The organism is Nocardioides sp. zg-1228 (genome assembly GCF_017086465.1).
Taxonomy (GTDB): domain Bacteria; phylum Actinomycetota; class Actinomycetes; order Propionibacteriales; family Nocardioidaceae; genus Nocardioides.
On sequence record NZ_CP070961.1, the window covers coordinates 1,138,790 to 1,155,778 of the forward strand.

A 16,989-nucleotide genomic window follows, 5' to 3' on the forward strand; every position below is an offset into this window, starting at 1 on the left:
GCCGCGACGGGGGTTGTCGTCGTACGCCTCGGGCTGCTGGCATGGCGGCGTGCTCGACGAGGCGCTCGACCTGTTCCTCGGCAGCCGGTGCGTGGGGTGCGACCTGCCGGGCCGGATGCTGTGCCCGGCGTGCCGGGCCGGGCTGTCGCGCACCGCGGGGATCGCGTGGCCCTCGCCCGTCCCCGAGGGGCTGGTGCCGCCGTGGGTCGCGGAGTCCTACGACGGCGCCGTCCGCGCCCTGGTGGTCGGCCACAAGGACCGCGGCCAGTGGGGGCACCGACGGGTGCTCGGCGACCTGCTCGCCCGGTCCGTGGGCGCCGCCGCGGCGGGCCTCGACCCCCGCGTCCCGCTGCTGCTCGTCCCGGTCCCGTCGAGCCCCGGCGCGGGTCGCCGGCGCGGCTACGAGGCCACCGCCGCGCTCGCCCGGGCGGCCGCGTCCCGCCTGCGGGGCGAGCGTCCGGTCGAGGTCGCGCCGCTGCTCGTCTCGCGGGGTGCCGCGGACCAGGCCGGGCTCGACGCGGCGGGCCGTGCGGCCAACGTCGCGGGCTCGATGCACTGTCCCTCCCGCGCGCTGGCACGCGTGGCTCGTCGCCGTCGCGCGGCCTTCGTCGTGGTCTGCGACGACGTGGTGACCACGGGGTCGACCGCCCGCGAGGCCCAGCGGGCGCTCGAGGCGGTGGGCCTGCCACCGGTCGCCGTGGCCGCGGTGGCCGGCACCCGACGGCGTGACCGGGAGGGCCGGTCGGAAGGCCCATCGGGCGGAGGAGGGCGTGGCGGCCCGACTGGTGGCCCCACTGTTGGTTCGCGACAGGGGAGGGGCTAGCGTTTTGTCATGGAGTCCGCCCGGGTCCGTGGTTGCGTCACGGAGAGGGCTGTGCGCCGCACCGCGAGGTGGGACGCCAGGCCAGACCCGTGGCAAGCCGATGCCAGTCGCAGGCGAAACGGTCCACGTAAGTCCCCGGGCACTGCGGTGCTCCGCAGCGCGCTGCCCGAGGGACGATCACGGTGCGGCTTAGAAGTAAGTCCTGCCCCGTCTCCGGCACCAGATGTGCCGGATGCCGGGAGAAGGCCAGTAGTGACGGAGAAGTTGCGAACGTCTCAGCAGGCGGTTGTGGGGTCGAAGACCAGGTCGGCCGGGCGGGCTCCATCCCACCCCGCCGCGGCGGTGTGCTGCCGTGGCTACCTGGAAGGGTGCGGACCGTTCGCTAGTTGAGGAGGTTCACATGGAGGTTGTGGTCACGGGACGGCACTGCGAGGTGTCCGACCGGTTCCGCGAGCACGTGTCCGAGAAGCTCACCCGCCTGGAGAAGCACGACCACCGCATCATCCGCGTGCAGGTCGAGGTGGCTGTGGAGAAGAACCCCCGCCAGGCCGACCGGTCCACCAGGGTCGAGCTCACCGCCTTCTCGAAGGGCCCGGTGATCCGCGCCGAGGCAGCGGCCGAGGACAAGATGGGGGCGCTCGACCTGGCCCTCGACAAGATGCAGGCGCAGATGCGCCGTGCCGCCGACCGGCGCCGGGTCCACAAGGGACGCAACGAGCACCTGTCGGTCGGCGAGGCGCTGGCCGCGCTGCCCGAGGTGGACGACACCGACAGCGACGCCGACGCCGACACCGAGGTCGTCGAGCACAAGGTCGGGCCGATCACCGTCACCGGCGAGGGTCCGCTCGTGGTGCGCGAGAAGTCGCACACCGCGTCCCCGATGACGCTCGACCAGGCGCTCTACGAGATGGAGCTCGTCGGGCACGACTTCTACCTGTTCGTCGACAAGGAGAGCGAGCGTCCTGCGGTCGTCTACCGCCGCCGCGGCTACGACTACGGCGTCATCTCGCTCGAGCTCGACTGACGCTTCACCTGCCCCCGGTCACGCGCGCATGACATGATGCGCGCGTGACCGAGGCAACAGCAGTTGGCACCGAACCCGTCCGTGTCCTGGTGGTCGACGACCAGGAGCTGTTCCGTCGCGGCCTGATCATGCTGCTCGGCGGCGACAGCGACATCGAGGTGGTCGGCGAGGCCGCCGACGGCATCACCGCGACCGACCTGGCGATCACCACGGCGCCCGACGTGATCCTCCTCGACGTCCGCATGCCGCGCCGCACCGGCGTCGAGGCCTGCCGGGCGATCAAGGAGGCCGTGCCGGCCACCAAGATCATCATGCTGACCGTCTCCGACGAGGAGGCCGACCTCTACGAGTCGGTCAAGAACGGCGCAGCCGGCTACCTCCTCAAGGACTCCTCGATCGAGGAGGTCGCCCAGGCGGTCCGCGTGGTCAACGAGGGCCAGTCGCTGATCAGCCCGTCGATGGCCGTCAAGCTCATCGACGAGTTCAAGCAGATGTCCAAGCCCGAGCGCGAGCAGGGCCCGGCGCTGCGGCTCACCGAGCGTGAGCTCGAGGTCCTCCGGCTGGTGGCCAAGGGCCTCAACAACCGCGAGGTCGCCAAGGAGCTCTTCATCTCGGAGAACACCGTCAAGAACCACGTGCGCAACATCCTGGAGAAGCTGCAGCTGCACTCCCGCATGGAGGCGGTCATGTACGCGATGCGCGAGAAGCTGCTCGACCTGCCCTGACGAGCGGCTGAGGGTGTCGGTGCCGTCTGGTTGAGTGCGCGACGTGGACCAGCTCACGAAGCTCCAGGCCCGGCGCATCGCGCTGGCCGCGCAGGGCTTCACCGATCGCCCGCACGCCACGCCGTCCATGGCGACCCTCGAGCGCACGCTCGCGCGCACCGGCGTGCTCCAGGTCGACTCGGTCAACGTGCTCCAGCGCGCGCACTTCATGCCGCTCTACTCGCGGACGGGTCCCTACGACGTCGAGCTGCTGCGTCGCGCGCAGACCCACACGGCGCGCCGGCCGCGCCGGCTCGTGGAGTACTGGGCGCACGTCCAGGCGCTGATGCCGGTCGAGTTGTGGCCGCTGATGCGCCACCGGATGGAGAAGTACCGCGGCGAGCGCGGCAAGTGGGGGTTCACCGCCGACCCGAGGCTCGAGCCGCGGGTGCTCGACGCCGTGCGCGAGCGCGGGCCGGTGACGGCGCGCGACCTCGAGGACGACCTCAGCACCGGGCCGCGCACCAGGGAGCACTGGGGCTGGAACTGGTCCGAGGCCCGCAAGGTCCTCGACTACCTCTACCTCGTGGGCGACGTCGCGGTGGCCGGTCGCAACAGCCAGTTCGAGGTGGTCTACGACCTTCCCGAGCGGGTGCTCCCCGCCGCCGTCCTCGCCGCGCCCACGCCGACCCCTCAGGAGGCGGTCACCGAGCTCGTCCGCAGGGCGGCCCGCTCCCACGGCGTGGCGAGCGCCGCGTGCCTGGCCGACTACTACCGCCTGCGGCTGCAGCCCGCGCCGGGGAAGGCCAGCGCGAAGGCCGCCGTCGACGAGCTCGTGGAGTCGGGCGAGCTGGTCCCGGTCGCGGTGCAGGGCTGGAAGCGCGCGGCCTACCTCCACCGCGACGCCCGGCTGCCGCGCCGCGTCGGTGCCCGGGCCCTCCTCAGCCCCTTCGACCCCGTGGTGTGGGAGCGCAGCAGGGCCGAGGCCCTGTTCGACTTCTTCTACCGCATCGAGATCTACGTGCCGGCGGAGAAGCGGATCCACGGCTACTACGTGCTGCCGTTCCTCCTCGGTGACCGCCTGGTCGCCCGTGTCGACCTCAAGGCCGACCGGGCGTCGGGGCGCCTGCTCGTCCCGGGCGCCTTCGCCGAGGCGTCCGCCCCGCCGGAGACGGCCGACGAGCTCGCGGGCGAGCTGCGCCGGCTGGCCGGGTGGCTGGGCCTGGACGACGTGATCGTGGGGGAGCGGGGCGCGCTGTCGCGTGCATTGGGAGCGGCGTTGTCGAGGTAGGTACAGTTACCACTCGTGCCTGCCATCATCGACAAGCTCCTCCGCATCGGCGAGGGCAAGATCCTCCGTGAGCTCGAAGCCGTGTCCAAGGCCGTCAACGCCATCGAGGACGACTTCGTCTCGATGAGCGACGAGGAGCTCCGCGGGATGACCGATGAGTTCCGCGAGCGGCTCGCCAACGGGGAGACGCTCGACGACATCATGCCCGAGGCGTTCGCCACGGTCCGCGAGGCGAGCAAGCGCGTGCTCGGCATGCGTCCCTTCGACGTGCAGGTGATGGGCGCCGCGGCGCTCCACCTGGGCAACATCGCCGAGATGAAGACCGGTGAGGGCAAGACGCTCGTCGCCGTGCTGCCGTCCTACCTCAACGCCCTCGAGGGCAAGGGCGTCCACGTCGTCACGGTCAACGACTACCTCGCGAAGTTCCAGTCCGAGCAGATGGGCCGCGTCCACCACTTCCTCGGCCTCACGACCGGCGTGATCCTGCCGTCGATGCGCCCGGCCGAGCGCCGCGAGGCCTACGCCTGCGACATCACCTACGGCACCAACAACGAGCTCGGCTTCGACTACCTGCGCGACAACATGGCCGACTCGGTCGAGGAGTGCGTCCAGCGCGGGCACAACTTCGCCATCGTCGACGAGGTCGACTCGATCCTCATCGACGAGGCCCGCACCCCGCTCATCATCAGCGGCCCGACCCAGGACGAGGTCAAGTGGTACGGCGAGTTCGCCAAGGTGGCGCGGACGCTGGTGCGTGACACCGACTACGAGGTCGACGAGAAGAAGCGCACGATCTCGGTGCTCGAGCCCGGCATCACCAAGGTCGAGGACCACCTCGGCATCGACAACCTCTACGACTCGGTCAACACCCCGCTCATCTCCTTCCTCAACAACTCCATCAAGGCCAAGGAGCTGTTCCGCAAGGACAAGGAGTACGTCGTCATGGACGGCGAGGTGCTCATCGTCGACGAGCACACCGGCCGCATCCTGGCCGGGCGCCGCTACAACGACGGCCTGCACCAGGCCATCGAGGCCAAGGAGGGCGTGACCGTCCGCGAGGAGTACCAGACCCTCGCCACCATCACGCTGCAGAACTACTTCCGCCTCTACGACAAGCTCTCCGGCATGACCGGCACGGCGATGACCGAGGCCTCGGAGTTCGACAAGATCTACAAGCTCGGCGTCGTCCCGATCCCGACCAACCGCCCCATGCTGCGCGTCGACAACGTCGACCTCGTCTACCGCACCGAGGAGGCGAAGTACGACGCTGTCGCCGACGACGTCGCCCAGCGCCACGAGAAGGGCCAGCCGGTCCTCATCGGCACCGTGTCGGTGGAGAAGTCGGAGTACCTCTCCGACCTGCTCAAGAAGCGCGGCATCCCGCACACCGTCCTCAACGCCAAGCAGCACGCCGACGAGGCCAAGGTCGTCGCGCTGGCCGGCCACAAGGGCGCGGTCACCGTCGCGACCAACATGGCCGGTCGAGGCACCGACATCATGCTCGGTGGCTCGGTCGACTTCCTCGCCGACCAGGAGCTGCGCAAGCAGGGCCTCGACCCCGCCGAGGACCCCGAGGCCTACGACGCCGCGTGGCCCGAGATGGTCGAGCGGATCAAGGCCCGGGTCGCGGCCGAGCACGACGAGGTCAGGGAGCTCGGCGGTCTCTACGTCGTCGGCACCGAGCGTCACGAGTCGCGCCGCATCGACAACCAGCTGCGCGGTCGCTCGGGCCGTCAGGGCGACCCCGGGGAGTCCCGCTTCTACCTGTCGCTGCAGGACGAGATGATGCGGCTGTTCAAGTCGGAGTGGGTCGACCGGATCCTCACGGTCCTCAAGGTCCCCGACGACGTGCCGATCGACGCCAAGCGCGTCAGCAACGCCATCGCCGGCGCCCAGGCCAACATCGAGTCGCAGAACTTCGAGTCGCGCAAGAACGTCCTCAAGTACGACGACGTGATGAGCCGCCAGCGTGAGGTCATCTACGCCGAGCGCCGCCGCGTGCTCGAGGGCGCCGACCTCGGCGAGCAGATCCGCGGCTTCCTCGACGACGTGATCGCCGGCTACGTCCGCGGCGCGACCGAGGGCTACGCAGAGGAGTGGGACCTCGACGGCCTGTTCACCGCCCTGGGCCAGCTCTACCCGGTCGGCCTCACCAAGGAGGGCGTCATCAAGGCCGCGGGCGGCCCCGAGGGGCTCACCCGTGAGTCGCTGATCGAGGACCTCCAGCGCGACGTGCAGGAGGCCTACGACCGCCGCGAGGACGAGATGGGCGAGGAGGTCCAGCGCGAGCTCGAGCGCCGGGTCGTCCTCTCCGTGCTCGACCGCAAGTGGCGCGAGCACCTCTACGAGATGGACTACCTCCGCGAGGGCATCTACCTGCGCGCCTACTCCCAGCGCGACCCGCTCGTGGAGTACCAGCGCGAGGGCTTCGACATGTTCACCGCGATGATGGACGGCATCAAGGAGGAGTCGGTCGGCTTCCTGTTCAACCTCCAGGTCGAGGTCGAGGAGGAGGACGACGACGCGGCCGGCGAGCCCGCCCAGGACGAGGTGATGGCGGCCGCTCCGCAGGCGCCGCAGGTCTCCGCCGCGACTCCCCAGATCGACTTCGCCCAGGCGCAGTCGCACGGACCGACCATCCGCGCCAAGGGCCTCGACAAGCCCAACCGCCCCAAGAACCTGTCCTACAGCGCACCGTCGGAGGACGGCGAGGCCGAGGTCCACGCCGCACCCGACGCCGAGGGCGACCCGTTCGCCGGCGTGGGCCGCAACTCGCTGTGCCCCTGCGGCTCCGGGCTGAAGTTCAAGCGCTGCCACGGCGCCCCGGGCGGCGCCAGCGGTCGCGCGACCATGGGCGGCTGACGAGCGGGATCAGCCGAGCTCGAGCGCGACGCACTGCCAGCGCTCGCGGACGACCTCGAACCGCGCGGCCACCGCGCGGGAGCGGCGGCCGTAGCGCACGTGCGCGCTCGCCTCGAGCGCGTCGCAGCGGATCAGGGCGGTGCGCACGCCGACCACGACGGGACGCGCGGGGTTGGGCGCGCGGACCCGACCCGGCGCGAGCCCGCCCGCCGCCGCCACGGTGCGGGCGCGTACGGACAGCGACTCCACCACCTCCGGCACCGCGTGGCGCAGGAGCTGGGTGACCGGCCGGTCGCCGGCGGCGATCTCCACGGCGGCCTGCAGGCAGCGGCCGACGAATGCGTCGACCTGCTCCCGCGAGGCCCGCTCCAGGTCGACGAGGTCGCTCGCGCGGGTGCTGCGCAGCCGGGGGCGCGGGGGAGCGGTGCGCGGGGTCAGGTCGAGCGCGAGCGCCCCCTGGACGCTGGCCCTGCCCGGGGCCGGTCGCAGGACGACGACCTCGGCGTCGGCGGTGTCGGGAGTGCTCATCGTCGTTCTCCGTCCGTGTCGGTGTCGGTGCCCGTGGGGATGTCGGTCTGGGGGTGGCTGGCTGGCAGGCGGAGCGCCTGGCCGGGATGGATCAGGTCGGGGTCGTCGCCGACCACGGCGCGGTTGTGGTGCCAGATGGCGCGCCACCGGGTCTCCGTGTCGGAGCCGGGCGCGGGGTGCGCCCGCGCGATCGACCACAGGGAGTCGCCCGCCCGCACGACGTAGTCCTCCTCGCCCACCGGGCGGCCCGCGCGGGAGGTGGCCGCGGGCGCCGCGCGATGCGCGCCGGAGCGCGCGACCACGGCGGGCGTGACGGCCCGCTCGGGGAGCCGGAGCCCGGCGAGCACCTCGGCGCCGTCGCCTGCCGCGGCCTGGGCGGGAAGTGCCCCGCCGGCCACCACGGCCACGCCGCAGGCGGCGAGCACCAGACGGCGCACGGCCCCACCACCCGTCGGGACCGAGCCCCTCGCGAGCGCGGCCACCGTCACCGACGTCACCACCCAGAGCCAGGCCAGCGCCGCGGCCAGCGCCGTGGCGCACCCGGCGACCACGACGTCGGCGGTGCGGTCGGCGGCGGTCGAGCCCTGCCCCGCCTCGTGCCAGGCGGCGGGCAGCGACCATGCCGCCGAGGCGGCGGCCGCGCTCACCCCCAGCCACACGGCGCTCAACCGGCCTGTATGCATCCCCCGAGACATCGCAACCCTTTCGTTTGCGTGTGTTTGATTCATTCAACGTCTGGATGCGACCGTCGTCAACGGCTGTTCCACAGGGCCGCGCCGCCCTAGGCTGCGGTCATGTCCTGGGAGCACGAGCTGTTCGCGCTGCTCGACGACCTCGAGGGGCAGGCGGCCGCGGCGTGGGAGGCCGACCGCGAGGCCGAGCTCGCCGACCGGGCCCGCACCGAGTACGGCGCCGTCACCCTCGCCAGTCGACTCATGGCCTCGCGCGGACACGACGTCGCGCTCGTCCTGCCCCACCTCGGGCGGCTGGAGGGCAGGCTGTCCCGGGTGGCGGAGGACTGGTGCCTGCTGGGCGCGGCGGGGCAGGACTGGATCGTGCCGCTGCGCGCCGTCACCGCGGTGCAGGGCGCGAGCGGGCGCTCGGTGCCCGAGGTGGCGTGGTCGCCGGTCGACCGGCTCGGCCTGCGCGCGGCCCTGCGCCGCGTGGCCGACGCGGGTGAGCGGTGCGTGGTGCACCTCGTCGACGGCACCCGCCACGAGGCGCACGTCGAGCGCGTCGGCGCCGACTTCGTGGAGTGCCGCGACCCGGCCGGTCGGGCCGTGCTGGTCCCCTACGCAGGGCTGGTGGCCGTGCAGAGCCGAGAGGACTGAGCCGGGGTCAGGGGTCAGGTGGCCTCGACGTCGTAGGGCGGCACCTGGCCCTCGGGGAGCGAGGCCTGCCGGGCGGACCGGGCCTCCTCGCGGTCGACCTCCGCCATCGCCTCGGTGATGTGCTTGCGCACGATCGAGCGCGGGTCGAGGTCGCGCAGCTCCAGGTCGGCGTACTCGGGGCCGAGCTCGCTGCGCAGCTCGTCACGGGCGTTGGTGGCGAGCCCGCGGGCCCGGTGGAGCAGCTGGGCGGCCTGCCGCGCGAGGTCGGGCAGCTTGTCGGGACCCAGCACGATGACCGCCACGAGGGCAATCACGGCCAGCTCGAGCAGCCCGACGTCGAACATGCCCCAGAACCTACTGCCTGGCCCCGGTCAGAACTTGCTGGACGGGGTCAGCCCGAGCTGCATGCCCGCGAGACCGCGGCCGCGACCGGACAGGGTCTCGGCGACCCGGGTGAGCTCGCGCGCGGCCGGGGCGGTCGGGTCGGCCTCCACGATGGGCTTGCCGACGTCGCCGCCCTCGCGCAGCGAGATGTCGAGCGGGATCTGGGCCAGCACCGGCACGTCGTAGCCGAACCGCTCCGAGAGGGTCCGGGCGACCCGGGCGCCACCGCCGCTGCCGAAGACCTCGAGGCGGTGGTCGTCGTCGGCCGGGCAGTGCGGGCAGGGGAGGTAGCTCATGTTCTCGACGACGCCGACGACCCGCTGGTGCATCATCGAGGCCATCGTGCCGGCACGCTCGGCGACCTCGGCGGCCGCCTCCTGCGGGGTGGTGACGACGACGACCTCGGCGTTGGGCAGGTGCTGGCCGAGCGAGATGGCCACGTCGCCGGTGCCGGGCGGCAGGTCGAGGAGCAGGGCGTCGAGGTCGCCCCAGTAGACGTCGGCGAGCATCTGCACGAGCGCGCGGTCGAGCATCGGCCCACGCCAGGCCACGACCTGGTCGCGGCGCGGCTTGAGCATGCCGATCGAGATCACCGAGACCCCGGACGGCGTCGGCACCGGCATGATCAGGTCGTCGACCTGCGTCGGGCGGGCGTCGGCGATGCCGAGCATCGCCGGCACCGAGTGGCCGTAGATGTCGGCGTCGACGACGCCGACCTTGAGGCCCTGGGCCGCCATCGCCAGCGCGAGGTTGACCGTGACGGACGACTTGCCGACGCCGCCCTTGCCGCTGGCGATCGCGTAGACCTTGGTCAGCGAGCCGGGCTGGGCGAAGGGGATCTCGCGCTGGGCGCGGCCGTCGCTGAGGATCTCCTTGAGGCCGGCGCGCTGCTCGGCGCTCATCACGCCCAGGGTGAGGTCGACCGAGGCGACGCCCGGGACCTTGGTCACCGCCGCGGTGACGTCGCGGTTGATGGTGTCCTTGAGCGGGCAGCCGGCCACCGTCAGCAGCACGTGGACCGCGACCGAGCCGTCCTCGGCGACCGCGACGGAGTCGACCATCCCCAGGTCGGTGATGGGGCGCTTGATCTCCGGGTCGTTGACGGTCGCCAGGGCGTCCATCACCTGCTGCTGCGTGGGGGTGCTCATGATGCAGAAGTCTACGAGCCGCCCCGTGACCTCACGGTCCCGGCTCGTCGCCGGGTGCCCGGCGGGACAGGTCCTCGATGTCGCCCATCAGCCCGCGCAGCTCCGAGCGGAGGAAGTCGCGGGTGGCGACCTCCCCGACGGCCATGCGCAGCGACGCCACCTCGCGGGCCAGGAACTCCATGTCGGCCTGCGACTGGGCGTTGACCCGGCGGTCCTGCTCGGCGAGCACCTTGTCGCGGTTCTCCTGGCGGTTCTGGGCGAGCAGGATCAGCGGCGCGGCGTACGACGCCTGCAGGCTGAGCATCAGCGTCAGGAAGATGAACGGGAACTCGTCGAAGCGCAGGTCGGTGGGCGCGAGGGTGTTCCACGCGAGCCAGGCGGCGACGAACATCGTCATCCACAGCAGGAACTTCGCGGTGCCCATGTAGCGCGCGAACGACTCGGCGAAGACACCGAACGCGTCGGCGTCCACCGTGGGCCGGCGCACCAGCGGGCGTCGCGTCTCGCGGGGCGTGTCGAGCCGCGGGCGACGGTCTGCGCTCATCGGGCACCTCCGGCGATGGGCCCGGGCCGCGGGGCACGGTCGCGCCAGCCCTCGGGCAGCATGTGGTCGAGCAGGTCGTCGACCGTCACCGCCCCGATCAGCCGCCCCTCGTCGTCGACGACCGGCGCGGCGACCAGGTTGTAGGTGGCCAGGTGGGCGGCCACCTCGTCGAGGGAGGCGTCGGGGCGCAGCGGGTCCATCGACTCGTCCAGCGCCGCCGCGACCAGGGTCGACGGCGGCTCGCGCAGCAGCCGCTGGATGTGCGCGGCGCCGAGGAGGCGCCCGGTGGGCGTCTCGAGCGGCTGGCGGCACACGTAGACGAGCGCGGCGAGGGCCGGGGTGAGCTCGGGGTTGCGCACCTGGGCGAGGGCGTCGGCGATGGTCGCGTCGGGGGAGAGGATCACCGGCTCGGGGGTCATCATCGCGCCGGCGGTGTCGTCCTCGTAGGACATCAGCCGCCGCACGTCCTCGGCCTCGTCGGGCTCCATCAGTCCCAGCAGGGTCGCCGCGATCTCGGGCCTGAGGTCGGCGATGAGGTCGGCGGCGTCGTCGGCCGACATCTCCTGGAGCACGTCGGCGGCGCGCTCGGAGTCGAGGTGCTCGAGGATCTCCACCTGGTCCTCGTCGGGCAGCTCCTCGAGCACGTCGGCGAGGCGCTCGTCGCCGAGCGCCGCCACCACGGCCGTCCGCCGCTCCGGCGGGAGGTCGTGGATCACGTTGGCCGCGTCGGCCGGTCGCATGTCGTTGAGCGCCGCGATCAGGTGGGTGGCGCCCTGGGTCGGCTCCTGCCGGGTCAGCCCGGTGACGTCGCGCCACTCCACGACATGGGTCTGCCCCCGGCGCCGGAACCCCCTGCTGGGCTCCTGCACCGCGACCCGGGAGAGCACCCAGTCGCGGTTGCGCGCCTGCTCCATCGCGACGTCGTAGACCACGCCCGTCACGCCCGACTCCTTGATGGTCACGGTGCGGTCGAGCATCTGGCCCACCACGAGGGTCTCGGTGGACCGCTGCTCGAAGCGCCGCATGTTGAGCAGCCCCGTGGTGTGCACCTGACCGCTGTCGATGGCGGTGATGCGGGTCATCGGCACGAAGATCCGGCGTCGGCCGAACACCTCGGCGACCATGCCGAGGACGCGCGGCTGGCTCGTCTCGGTGCGGAGCGCGACCACCAGGTCGCGCACCTTGGCCACCTGGTCGCCCTGCGGGTCGAAGATCGGCAGCCCGACGAGCCGGGCCACGAAGACGCGGGTCGGGGTGGTGCTCACGCCCGCCACCGTAGCGTGCCGCGTCCTCCGCGAACCGCTGTCCGCGCCGGGGGGTTGGTGTACGCTGAAGTCGCACGAGTCACTTCCGTCACATCGACCGGGGCCCGGGCCAAGCACGCGATGCGTGCGGTGAGGGGTCGCGGTCGGGTCACCTCGACGACGCCACTTCCCCGACATCTGTGAGGCCCGTTCCATGTCCGGTTTCCTGTCCGGCACGACCGCTCCCGCGCGCACCTCCTCCGCCCGAAGCCCCCGAAGCCCCCGAAGCCTGCGTCGCCTCTGCGTCGGCGGGCTCGCCCTCGCGACCGCGCTGCTGGTGGCCCCGGCCGCCACCGACGGCCCCGCGACGGCCCGCGCGGCCGAGCCGGCCGCGACGCCGGTGGCCGCGCGCGCGCTCGACACCGCCCAGACCACGCCGGCCACCTCGTTCCGGGTGGGCAACTTCAACGTCCTCGGCGCCGACCACACCGCTCCCGGCGGCAAGCGCAAGGGCTGGGAGTCCGGCGTGGTGCGGATGGACCGGGTGGTCGGCCTCCTGCAGGAGAACCTGCTCGACGTGGTGGGCTTCCAGGAGTTCCAGCCGCCGCAGGCGCTGCGCTTCCAGGAGCTGATGGGCACCTCGTGGCAGACCTACCCGGGCATCGACAACCCGGCCGGGCCGTCGGTGAACTCGATCGGCTGGCGCACCGACGTGTGGACCCTCCTCGAGGCCCGCACCATCCCGATCCCCTACTTCGACGGCGTGCCGAGCCGGATGCCGGCCGTGCTGCTCCAGAACATCGACACCGGGCGCCGGGTGTGGTTCTTCAACACCCACAACCCCGCCGACACCCGTGGGCCCGCCCAGGCGTGGCGCAACACCGGCTTCGCGATGGAGGTGGCGCTCGCCAACGAGCTGCGCGCCGCCTACCCCGACGCCCCCTTCATCTCCCTCGGCGACAAGAACGAGCGCGGCAGCGACTACTACTGCGCCGTGGCCCCTGGTGCGGACATGTGGTCCGCCAGCGGTGGCTACGTCGACGGCAGCACGTGCCAGCCCCCCAGCGGCGGTGCGATCGACTGGATCATGGGCACCAAGGACGTGTTCTTCAACAGCTACACCCGCGTGTGGAACGACTACGTCTCCCGCACCAGCGACCACCCGCTCTACTACGCCAATGCGGTCGTCCCCGCCTCGGCGCCCGTCGGCGTCGACCACGTCGTGGTCGTGGCCGTGCCCGGCCTGACCTCGAACGCGGTACGCGGCACGAGCGCCCCCGGGGAGGCCTCGCGGATGGCCACCAACGGCGCGTCGACCACCAATGCGCGCACGGCGACCGAGAACACCGGGCCCGACGCCAACCTGATGTCGCTGCTCAGCGGCCGACGCGTCTTCCCCAAGGCGGGCGGCCACGGCGTCGGTGCCACGAAGAAGCTGCCCTCGACGGTGCACGACTCGGCCGGGCAGTACGTCTCGAGCGTCTTCGACCTCGCGCACAACAACTCCGCCCGCACGATGTTCGCCTCGAGCCGTCAGGAGACCGGGCTCGTGCTGCGCAGCTGGAACCGCAAGACGGGCGGCAAGGACCCCTACGGCGTCGACGACGGCCCGGCGAAGATCGACCGGTTCAAGATCATGCGTGACGACTCGCGCAGCGTCGGCTGGTGGCGCGACACCATCGCGCGCAAGCCCGCCCAGCTGAGCGTGATCGAGCTGTCGGGCGTGCTCGACGCCGGTCTCGACGGCGGCTTCCGGGGCAAGGACTACGAGAAGGCGGTGCGCAAGGCCTTCCAGCGCGTGGCGAGCATCCGTCGCAGCATCGCCAAGTCGCCGACCATGGGTGGCACGACGCTGCTGGTCGTCACCGGCACCGGCGGCGCGCAGAAGGCGCGTGGCTCCTCCCGCACCTGGGCGCAGAGCTACCGCGTGCCCATGTGGGTGACCGGCCCGGGTGTCCCGGCCGGCAGCGACCTCTACGGGCTCAACCCGTCGGCCACCTCCCCCGGCAAGCAGCAGGTCGGCTACTCCGGCGCCCAGCCGATCCGGGTCGGCGACCTCACCAACCTCGTCACGCGCGCCCTCGGCGTGCCGCCGGTGCCGGGCTCGACGATGAACACCGAGCAGCGCTTCCAGGCCTTCGACCCGCTGCTGGTGCCGGGGTCCTGATCGGCGATATTTGCTCCCCGGTGGCGGCGCCCGGTTAGGGTTGGCTCTCCGAGCCGTCCACGCCCGGCGTGGAGTCTCCGCCGGGGGCAGTCGGCTCACCCCTCGCAGAAGGTGGCCGTGACCGACCCCGTGACCGACCCCGAGCCCGCGTCCGGCCGTCGCCGCGCGCGCCTCGAGCTCTGGGCGCCGGTGCTCGTGCTGGTGGTGGTCGCGGCCGTGGTGTGGGCGTCGTTCTGGTCCGACGCGGCGGTCGAGAGCGACCGTGAGTCGCGGGCCACGGCCGTCTCCGGCGCCACGGGGACCGACGACGAGGCCGACGACGAGGGCGACGACGAGGCCGCGGGCGATGGAGGCGCCGGGTCGCCCGGTGCCGAGCCCGAGCACCACGAGCCCGAGCAGCTCGAGGCGTCCGTACGCCGCTTCCGCGCCGCCCAGCGCCGGCTCGCCCAGCGGGTCTCGCGCCAGGTCGAGGTGGCCGAGAGGCGCAACCAGCCCATCGAGTTCCAGGTCGCGAGCTTCAACGTCCTCGGCGACTCCCACACCGGCCCGGGCGGCAACAAGCCGGGCTACCCCGACGGCGGTCCGCGCATGGACATGGCCATCTCCACGCTGCGCAGCAACGGCATCGACGTGGTGGGGTTCCAGGAGTTCGAGCAGAGCCAGTACGCCATGTTCACCGCGCGGGCGGGGGAGTACTCCCTCTACCCGGGCATGACGCTGGGCAACAAGTCGGTGCGGTTCAACATCGCGTGGCGCTCCGACATGTTCCGGATGGTGGATGCCCACACGCTGTCCATCCCCTACGCCGGCGGCAGCCGCATCGCCATGCCGGTCGTGCTGCTGGAGTCGACCAGCACCGGCCGGCGCGCGTGGTTCGCCAACTTCCACAACCCGGCCGACACCGCGAGGCTGGGCAGCAACGGGCGCTGGCGGGCCGAGGCCGCGGCCATCGAGGTGTCCCACCTGACCCAGCTCCACCAGGCCGAGGGGCTGCCGGTCATCGCCACCGGCGACTACAACGAGCGCGAAGCGATCTTCTGCCGCTTCGCCGCCACCGGCGTCTTCGCCGCGGCCGCGGGTGGCAGCGGGGTCGGCGGCTGCTCGCCACCGCCGCGGATGGGCGTCGACTGGATCTTCGGGTCCACGGGTGTCGCCTTCACCGACTACGCGGTGACCGACACGGGCAACGCCTCCGACCACGCGATGGTCCACTCGACGGCCACGCTCACCTCCGGCGGGGTGCTCGACGTCCCCGACGACGAGGGCGGCACGGGGGAGTAGGCGCCGACGCGCCGGAGCCCCGGGGGCGCGCGCCCAGGAGCGGGCGAGGCGCTCGGCCGAGCCGTCGATATACTCACGCCCCGTGAGGTCCCTGAGCCAGCTGAGGCGTCCCGTCGCGCTGGAGGTCCTCCGGATCGACGCCGCGGGCCTGCTCGTCGGCGGCGCACGCGAGCAGCTGGTCGACGTGGCCTTCGACGGTCGGCGGATCTGGTCGTTCTGGCTGCTGCGCGACGGCGTGCCGGGCGACGACGGGATCACCCTCGCCTGGCCCAAGCCGCTGCGCCCGTTCCTCGACGGCGTCACCGAGGTGACGCTCACCGACCCCGGCACCGACACCGTGCTGTTCTCCCGCACGGTGCAGTTCGGTGAGGGCACCGACCGCATCGAGGTCGTCAACCCGGCCGGCCGGCCGTTGGCCCTCGACAAGTCGCTCAAGCTCGTCGAGACCTTCGACACCCGCGACGCCGCCCAGGTCGAGCCGCTGCTCGACGCCATCGAGGAGGTGCTCGGCGCGCTGCGCGAGGTGGGCCTCGATGCCTTCCTCGCCTACGGCACCGCACTCGGCGCCATCCGCGACGGCGGCCTGATCGGCCACGACAGCGACGCCGACCTCGGCTACGTCAGCGGCCACGACCACCCCGTCGACGTGATCCGGGAGTCGTTCCGCATCCAGCGGGCGCTCACCGACATGGGCTACCGGGTGACCCGCTACAGCGCGATCGCCCTCAAGGTCCACGTCCTCGAGAGCGACGGCCTCGACCGTGGGCTCGACGTGTTCGGCGGGTTCATGCGCGACGGGATGCTCTACCTGATGGGCGAGATCGCCGTGCCGTTCGAGCGCGAGTGGATCTACCCGCTGGGCACGGCGTCGCTGGAGGGCCGGGAGTTCCCGGTGCCCGCCCACGCCGACAAGTTCCTCACCGCCACCTACGGCCCGCACTGGCGCGTGCCCGACCCGGCCTACAAGTTCACCACGCCCGAGAGCACCATCGAGCTGTTCAACGGCTGGTTCCGGGGGATGCGCACCGGTCGTGCCGGCTGGCACGCCTACCACAAGCGCACGGCGCACCACCCCGCGTCGGTGTCGCCCGTCGCGCGCGAGGTGGCCGAGCGCCACCCCGACCTGGCGACCTACGTCGACATCGGGTGCGGTCGCGGCACCGACGTCGCCTGGTTCGCCGACCGCGGCGTCACCGCGATCGGGCTGGACTTCCAGCCCTACGCCTTCGACGAGGAGGCGCGGCGCCGCGCCGACGACGAGCGCGTGACCTTCCAGCTCTTCAACCTCCTCGAGCTGCGCCACGTGCTGGCCGTCCCCGCCTGGATCGCGCGGCTGCCCGGACCGCGGGCGGTCGGGTGCGTGCACGTGATCGAGCGGCTGGGTCGCCGCGGGCGCCTCAACATGCTGCGCGCGGCCCGGATGATGCTGGCCGGCACCGACGGCGCCCTGCACCTGCAGTTCCTCAGCGAGAAGGGGCGCGACGGCTACGCTCGCCGCACCGGTGCCCGCAAGCCCCTCGACCCCGCGGTCGTGGCCGCCGAGGTGGCCGAGTCCGGCGGGCGCATCGTGGAGGAGGTCCGCGAGCCGGTGTCGTCGGCCCCCGGGAGCTCGCAGGTGTGCCGCATGATCATCGACTGGAACGCGTGAGGTGGGAGCA

Annotated in this window: 15 protein-coding genes; 9 read left to right on the forward strand and 6 right to left on the reverse strand. The window is 72.4% G+C overall.

Annotation, left to right across the window (positions count from 1 at the left end):
* The first annotated feature begins 49 nt into the window (after positions 1-49).
* The 5 genes from JX575_RS05415 (at position 50) to secA (ending at position 6,704) form a co-directional block, all read left to right on the forward strand.
* Positions 50-823, forward strand: a complete 774-nt coding sequence (locus JX575_RS05415; protein ID WP_186341453.1) for a ComF family protein — start codon at positions 50-52, stop codon at positions 821-823.
* A 400-nt stretch (positions 824-1,223) separates the two neighbouring features.
* A complete protein-coding gene (raiA, locus tag JX575_RS05420) occupies positions 1,224-1,847 on the forward strand; it encodes a ribosome-associated translation inhibitor RaiA (RefSeq protein ID WP_186341454.1) in 624 nt (207 codons plus the stop codon).
* A gap of 86 nt (positions 1,848-1,933) precedes the next feature.
* The gene (locus JX575_RS05425; RefSeq protein WP_186341796.1) at positions 1,934-2,572 is read left to right on the forward strand and encodes a response regulator transcription factor; all 639 of its coding nucleotides are present in this window, start codon (positions 1,934-1,936) and stop codon (positions 2,570-2,572) included.
* Between the two features lie 43 nt (positions 2,573-2,615).
* Positions 2,616-3,842 (forward strand): crosslink repair DNA glycosylase YcaQ family protein, encoded by a 1,227-nt coding sequence (locus tag JX575_RS05430; protein ID WP_206054524.1) that lies wholly within the window; start codon positions 2,616-2,618, stop codon positions 3,840-3,842.
* Between the two features lie 15 nt (positions 3,843-3,857).
* Positions 3,858-6,704 (forward strand): preprotein translocase subunit SecA, encoded by a 2,847-nt coding sequence (secA, locus tag JX575_RS05435; RefSeq protein ID WP_186341455.1) that lies wholly within the window; start codon positions 3,858-3,860, stop codon positions 6,702-6,704.
* A 9-nt stretch (positions 6,705-6,713) separates the two neighbouring features.
* Here secA and JX575_RS05440 read toward each other — a convergent pair whose 3' ends face one another.
* Positions 6,714-7,232: an Rv3235 family protein gene (locus JX575_RS05440; RefSeq protein ID WP_186341456.1), complete on the reverse strand. Its 519-nt coding sequence runs from the start codon at positions 7,230-7,232 to the stop codon at positions 6,714-6,716.
* The gene (locus JX575_RS05445; protein ID WP_241005427.1) at positions 7,229-7,891 is read right to left on the reverse strand and encodes a LysM peptidoglycan-binding domain-containing protein; all 663 of its coding nucleotides are present in this window, start codon (positions 7,889-7,891) and stop codon (positions 7,229-7,231) included. Before JX575_RS05445 ends, JX575_RS05440 begins: the two co-directional genes overlap by 4 nt.
* Positions 7,892-8,026: 135 nt before the next feature.
* Between JX575_RS05445 and JX575_RS05450 the strand changes: the two genes are divergently transcribed.
* Positions 8,027-8,563: a hypothetical protein gene (locus tag JX575_RS05450; RefSeq protein WP_186341458.1), complete on the forward strand. Its 537-nt coding sequence runs from the start codon at positions 8,027-8,029 to the stop codon at positions 8,561-8,563.
* A 14-nt stretch (positions 8,564-8,577) separates the two neighbouring features.
* On the opposite strand, the gene JX575_RS05455 is transcribed toward JX575_RS05450, so the two are convergent.
* The 4 genes from JX575_RS05455 to JX575_RS05470 are packed head-to-tail and all read right to left on the reverse strand — an operon-like array spanning position 8,578 to position 11,904.
* Entirely contained in the window at positions 8,578-8,907 is a 330-nt protein-coding gene (locus JX575_RS05455; RefSeq protein WP_186341459.1) for a sec-independent translocase, read from the reverse strand.
* A 27-nt stretch (positions 8,908-8,934) separates the two neighbouring features.
* Positions 8,935-10,095 carry an Mrp/NBP35 family ATP-binding protein gene (locus JX575_RS05460; RefSeq protein WP_186341460.1) on the reverse strand — a complete coding sequence of 387 codons (1,161 nt, stop codon included), beginning with the start codon at positions 10,093-10,095 and terminating at the stop codon, positions 8,935-8,937.
* Positions 10,096-10,126: 31 nt separating this feature from the next.
* A complete protein-coding gene (locus tag JX575_RS05465) occupies positions 10,127-10,639 on the reverse strand; it encodes a DUF1003 domain-containing protein (RefSeq protein ID WP_186341461.1) in 513 nt (170 codons plus the stop codon).
* Entirely contained in the window at positions 10,636-11,904 is a 1,269-nt protein-coding gene (locus JX575_RS05470) for a CBS domain-containing protein (protein ID WP_186341462.1), read from the reverse strand. Before JX575_RS05470 ends, JX575_RS05465 begins: the two co-directional genes overlap by 4 nt.
* 193 nt (positions 11,905-12,097) lie before the next feature.
* Here JX575_RS05470 and JX575_RS05475 point away from each other — a divergent pair, with 193 nt between their 5' ends.
* From JX575_RS05475 to JX575_RS05485, 3 genes are all read left to right on the forward strand, one after another.
* The gene (locus JX575_RS05475) at positions 12,098-14,050 is read left to right on the forward strand and encodes an endonuclease/exonuclease/phosphatase family protein (protein WP_186341463.1); all 1,953 of its coding nucleotides are present in this window, start codon (positions 12,098-12,100) and stop codon (positions 14,048-14,050) included.
* Between the two features lie 117 nt (positions 14,051-14,167).
* On the forward strand, positions 14,168-15,331 hold the full coding sequence (locus tag JX575_RS05480) for an endonuclease/exonuclease/phosphatase family protein (RefSeq protein WP_186341464.1): 1,164 nt from the start codon (positions 14,168-14,170) through the stop codon (positions 15,329-15,331).
* 82 nt (positions 15,332-15,413) lie between these two features.
* Entirely contained in the window at positions 15,414-16,979 is a 1,566-nt protein-coding gene (locus JX575_RS05485; protein ID WP_186341465.1) for a class I SAM-dependent methyltransferase, read from the forward strand.
* Positions 16,980-16,989 lie beyond the last annotated feature (10 nt).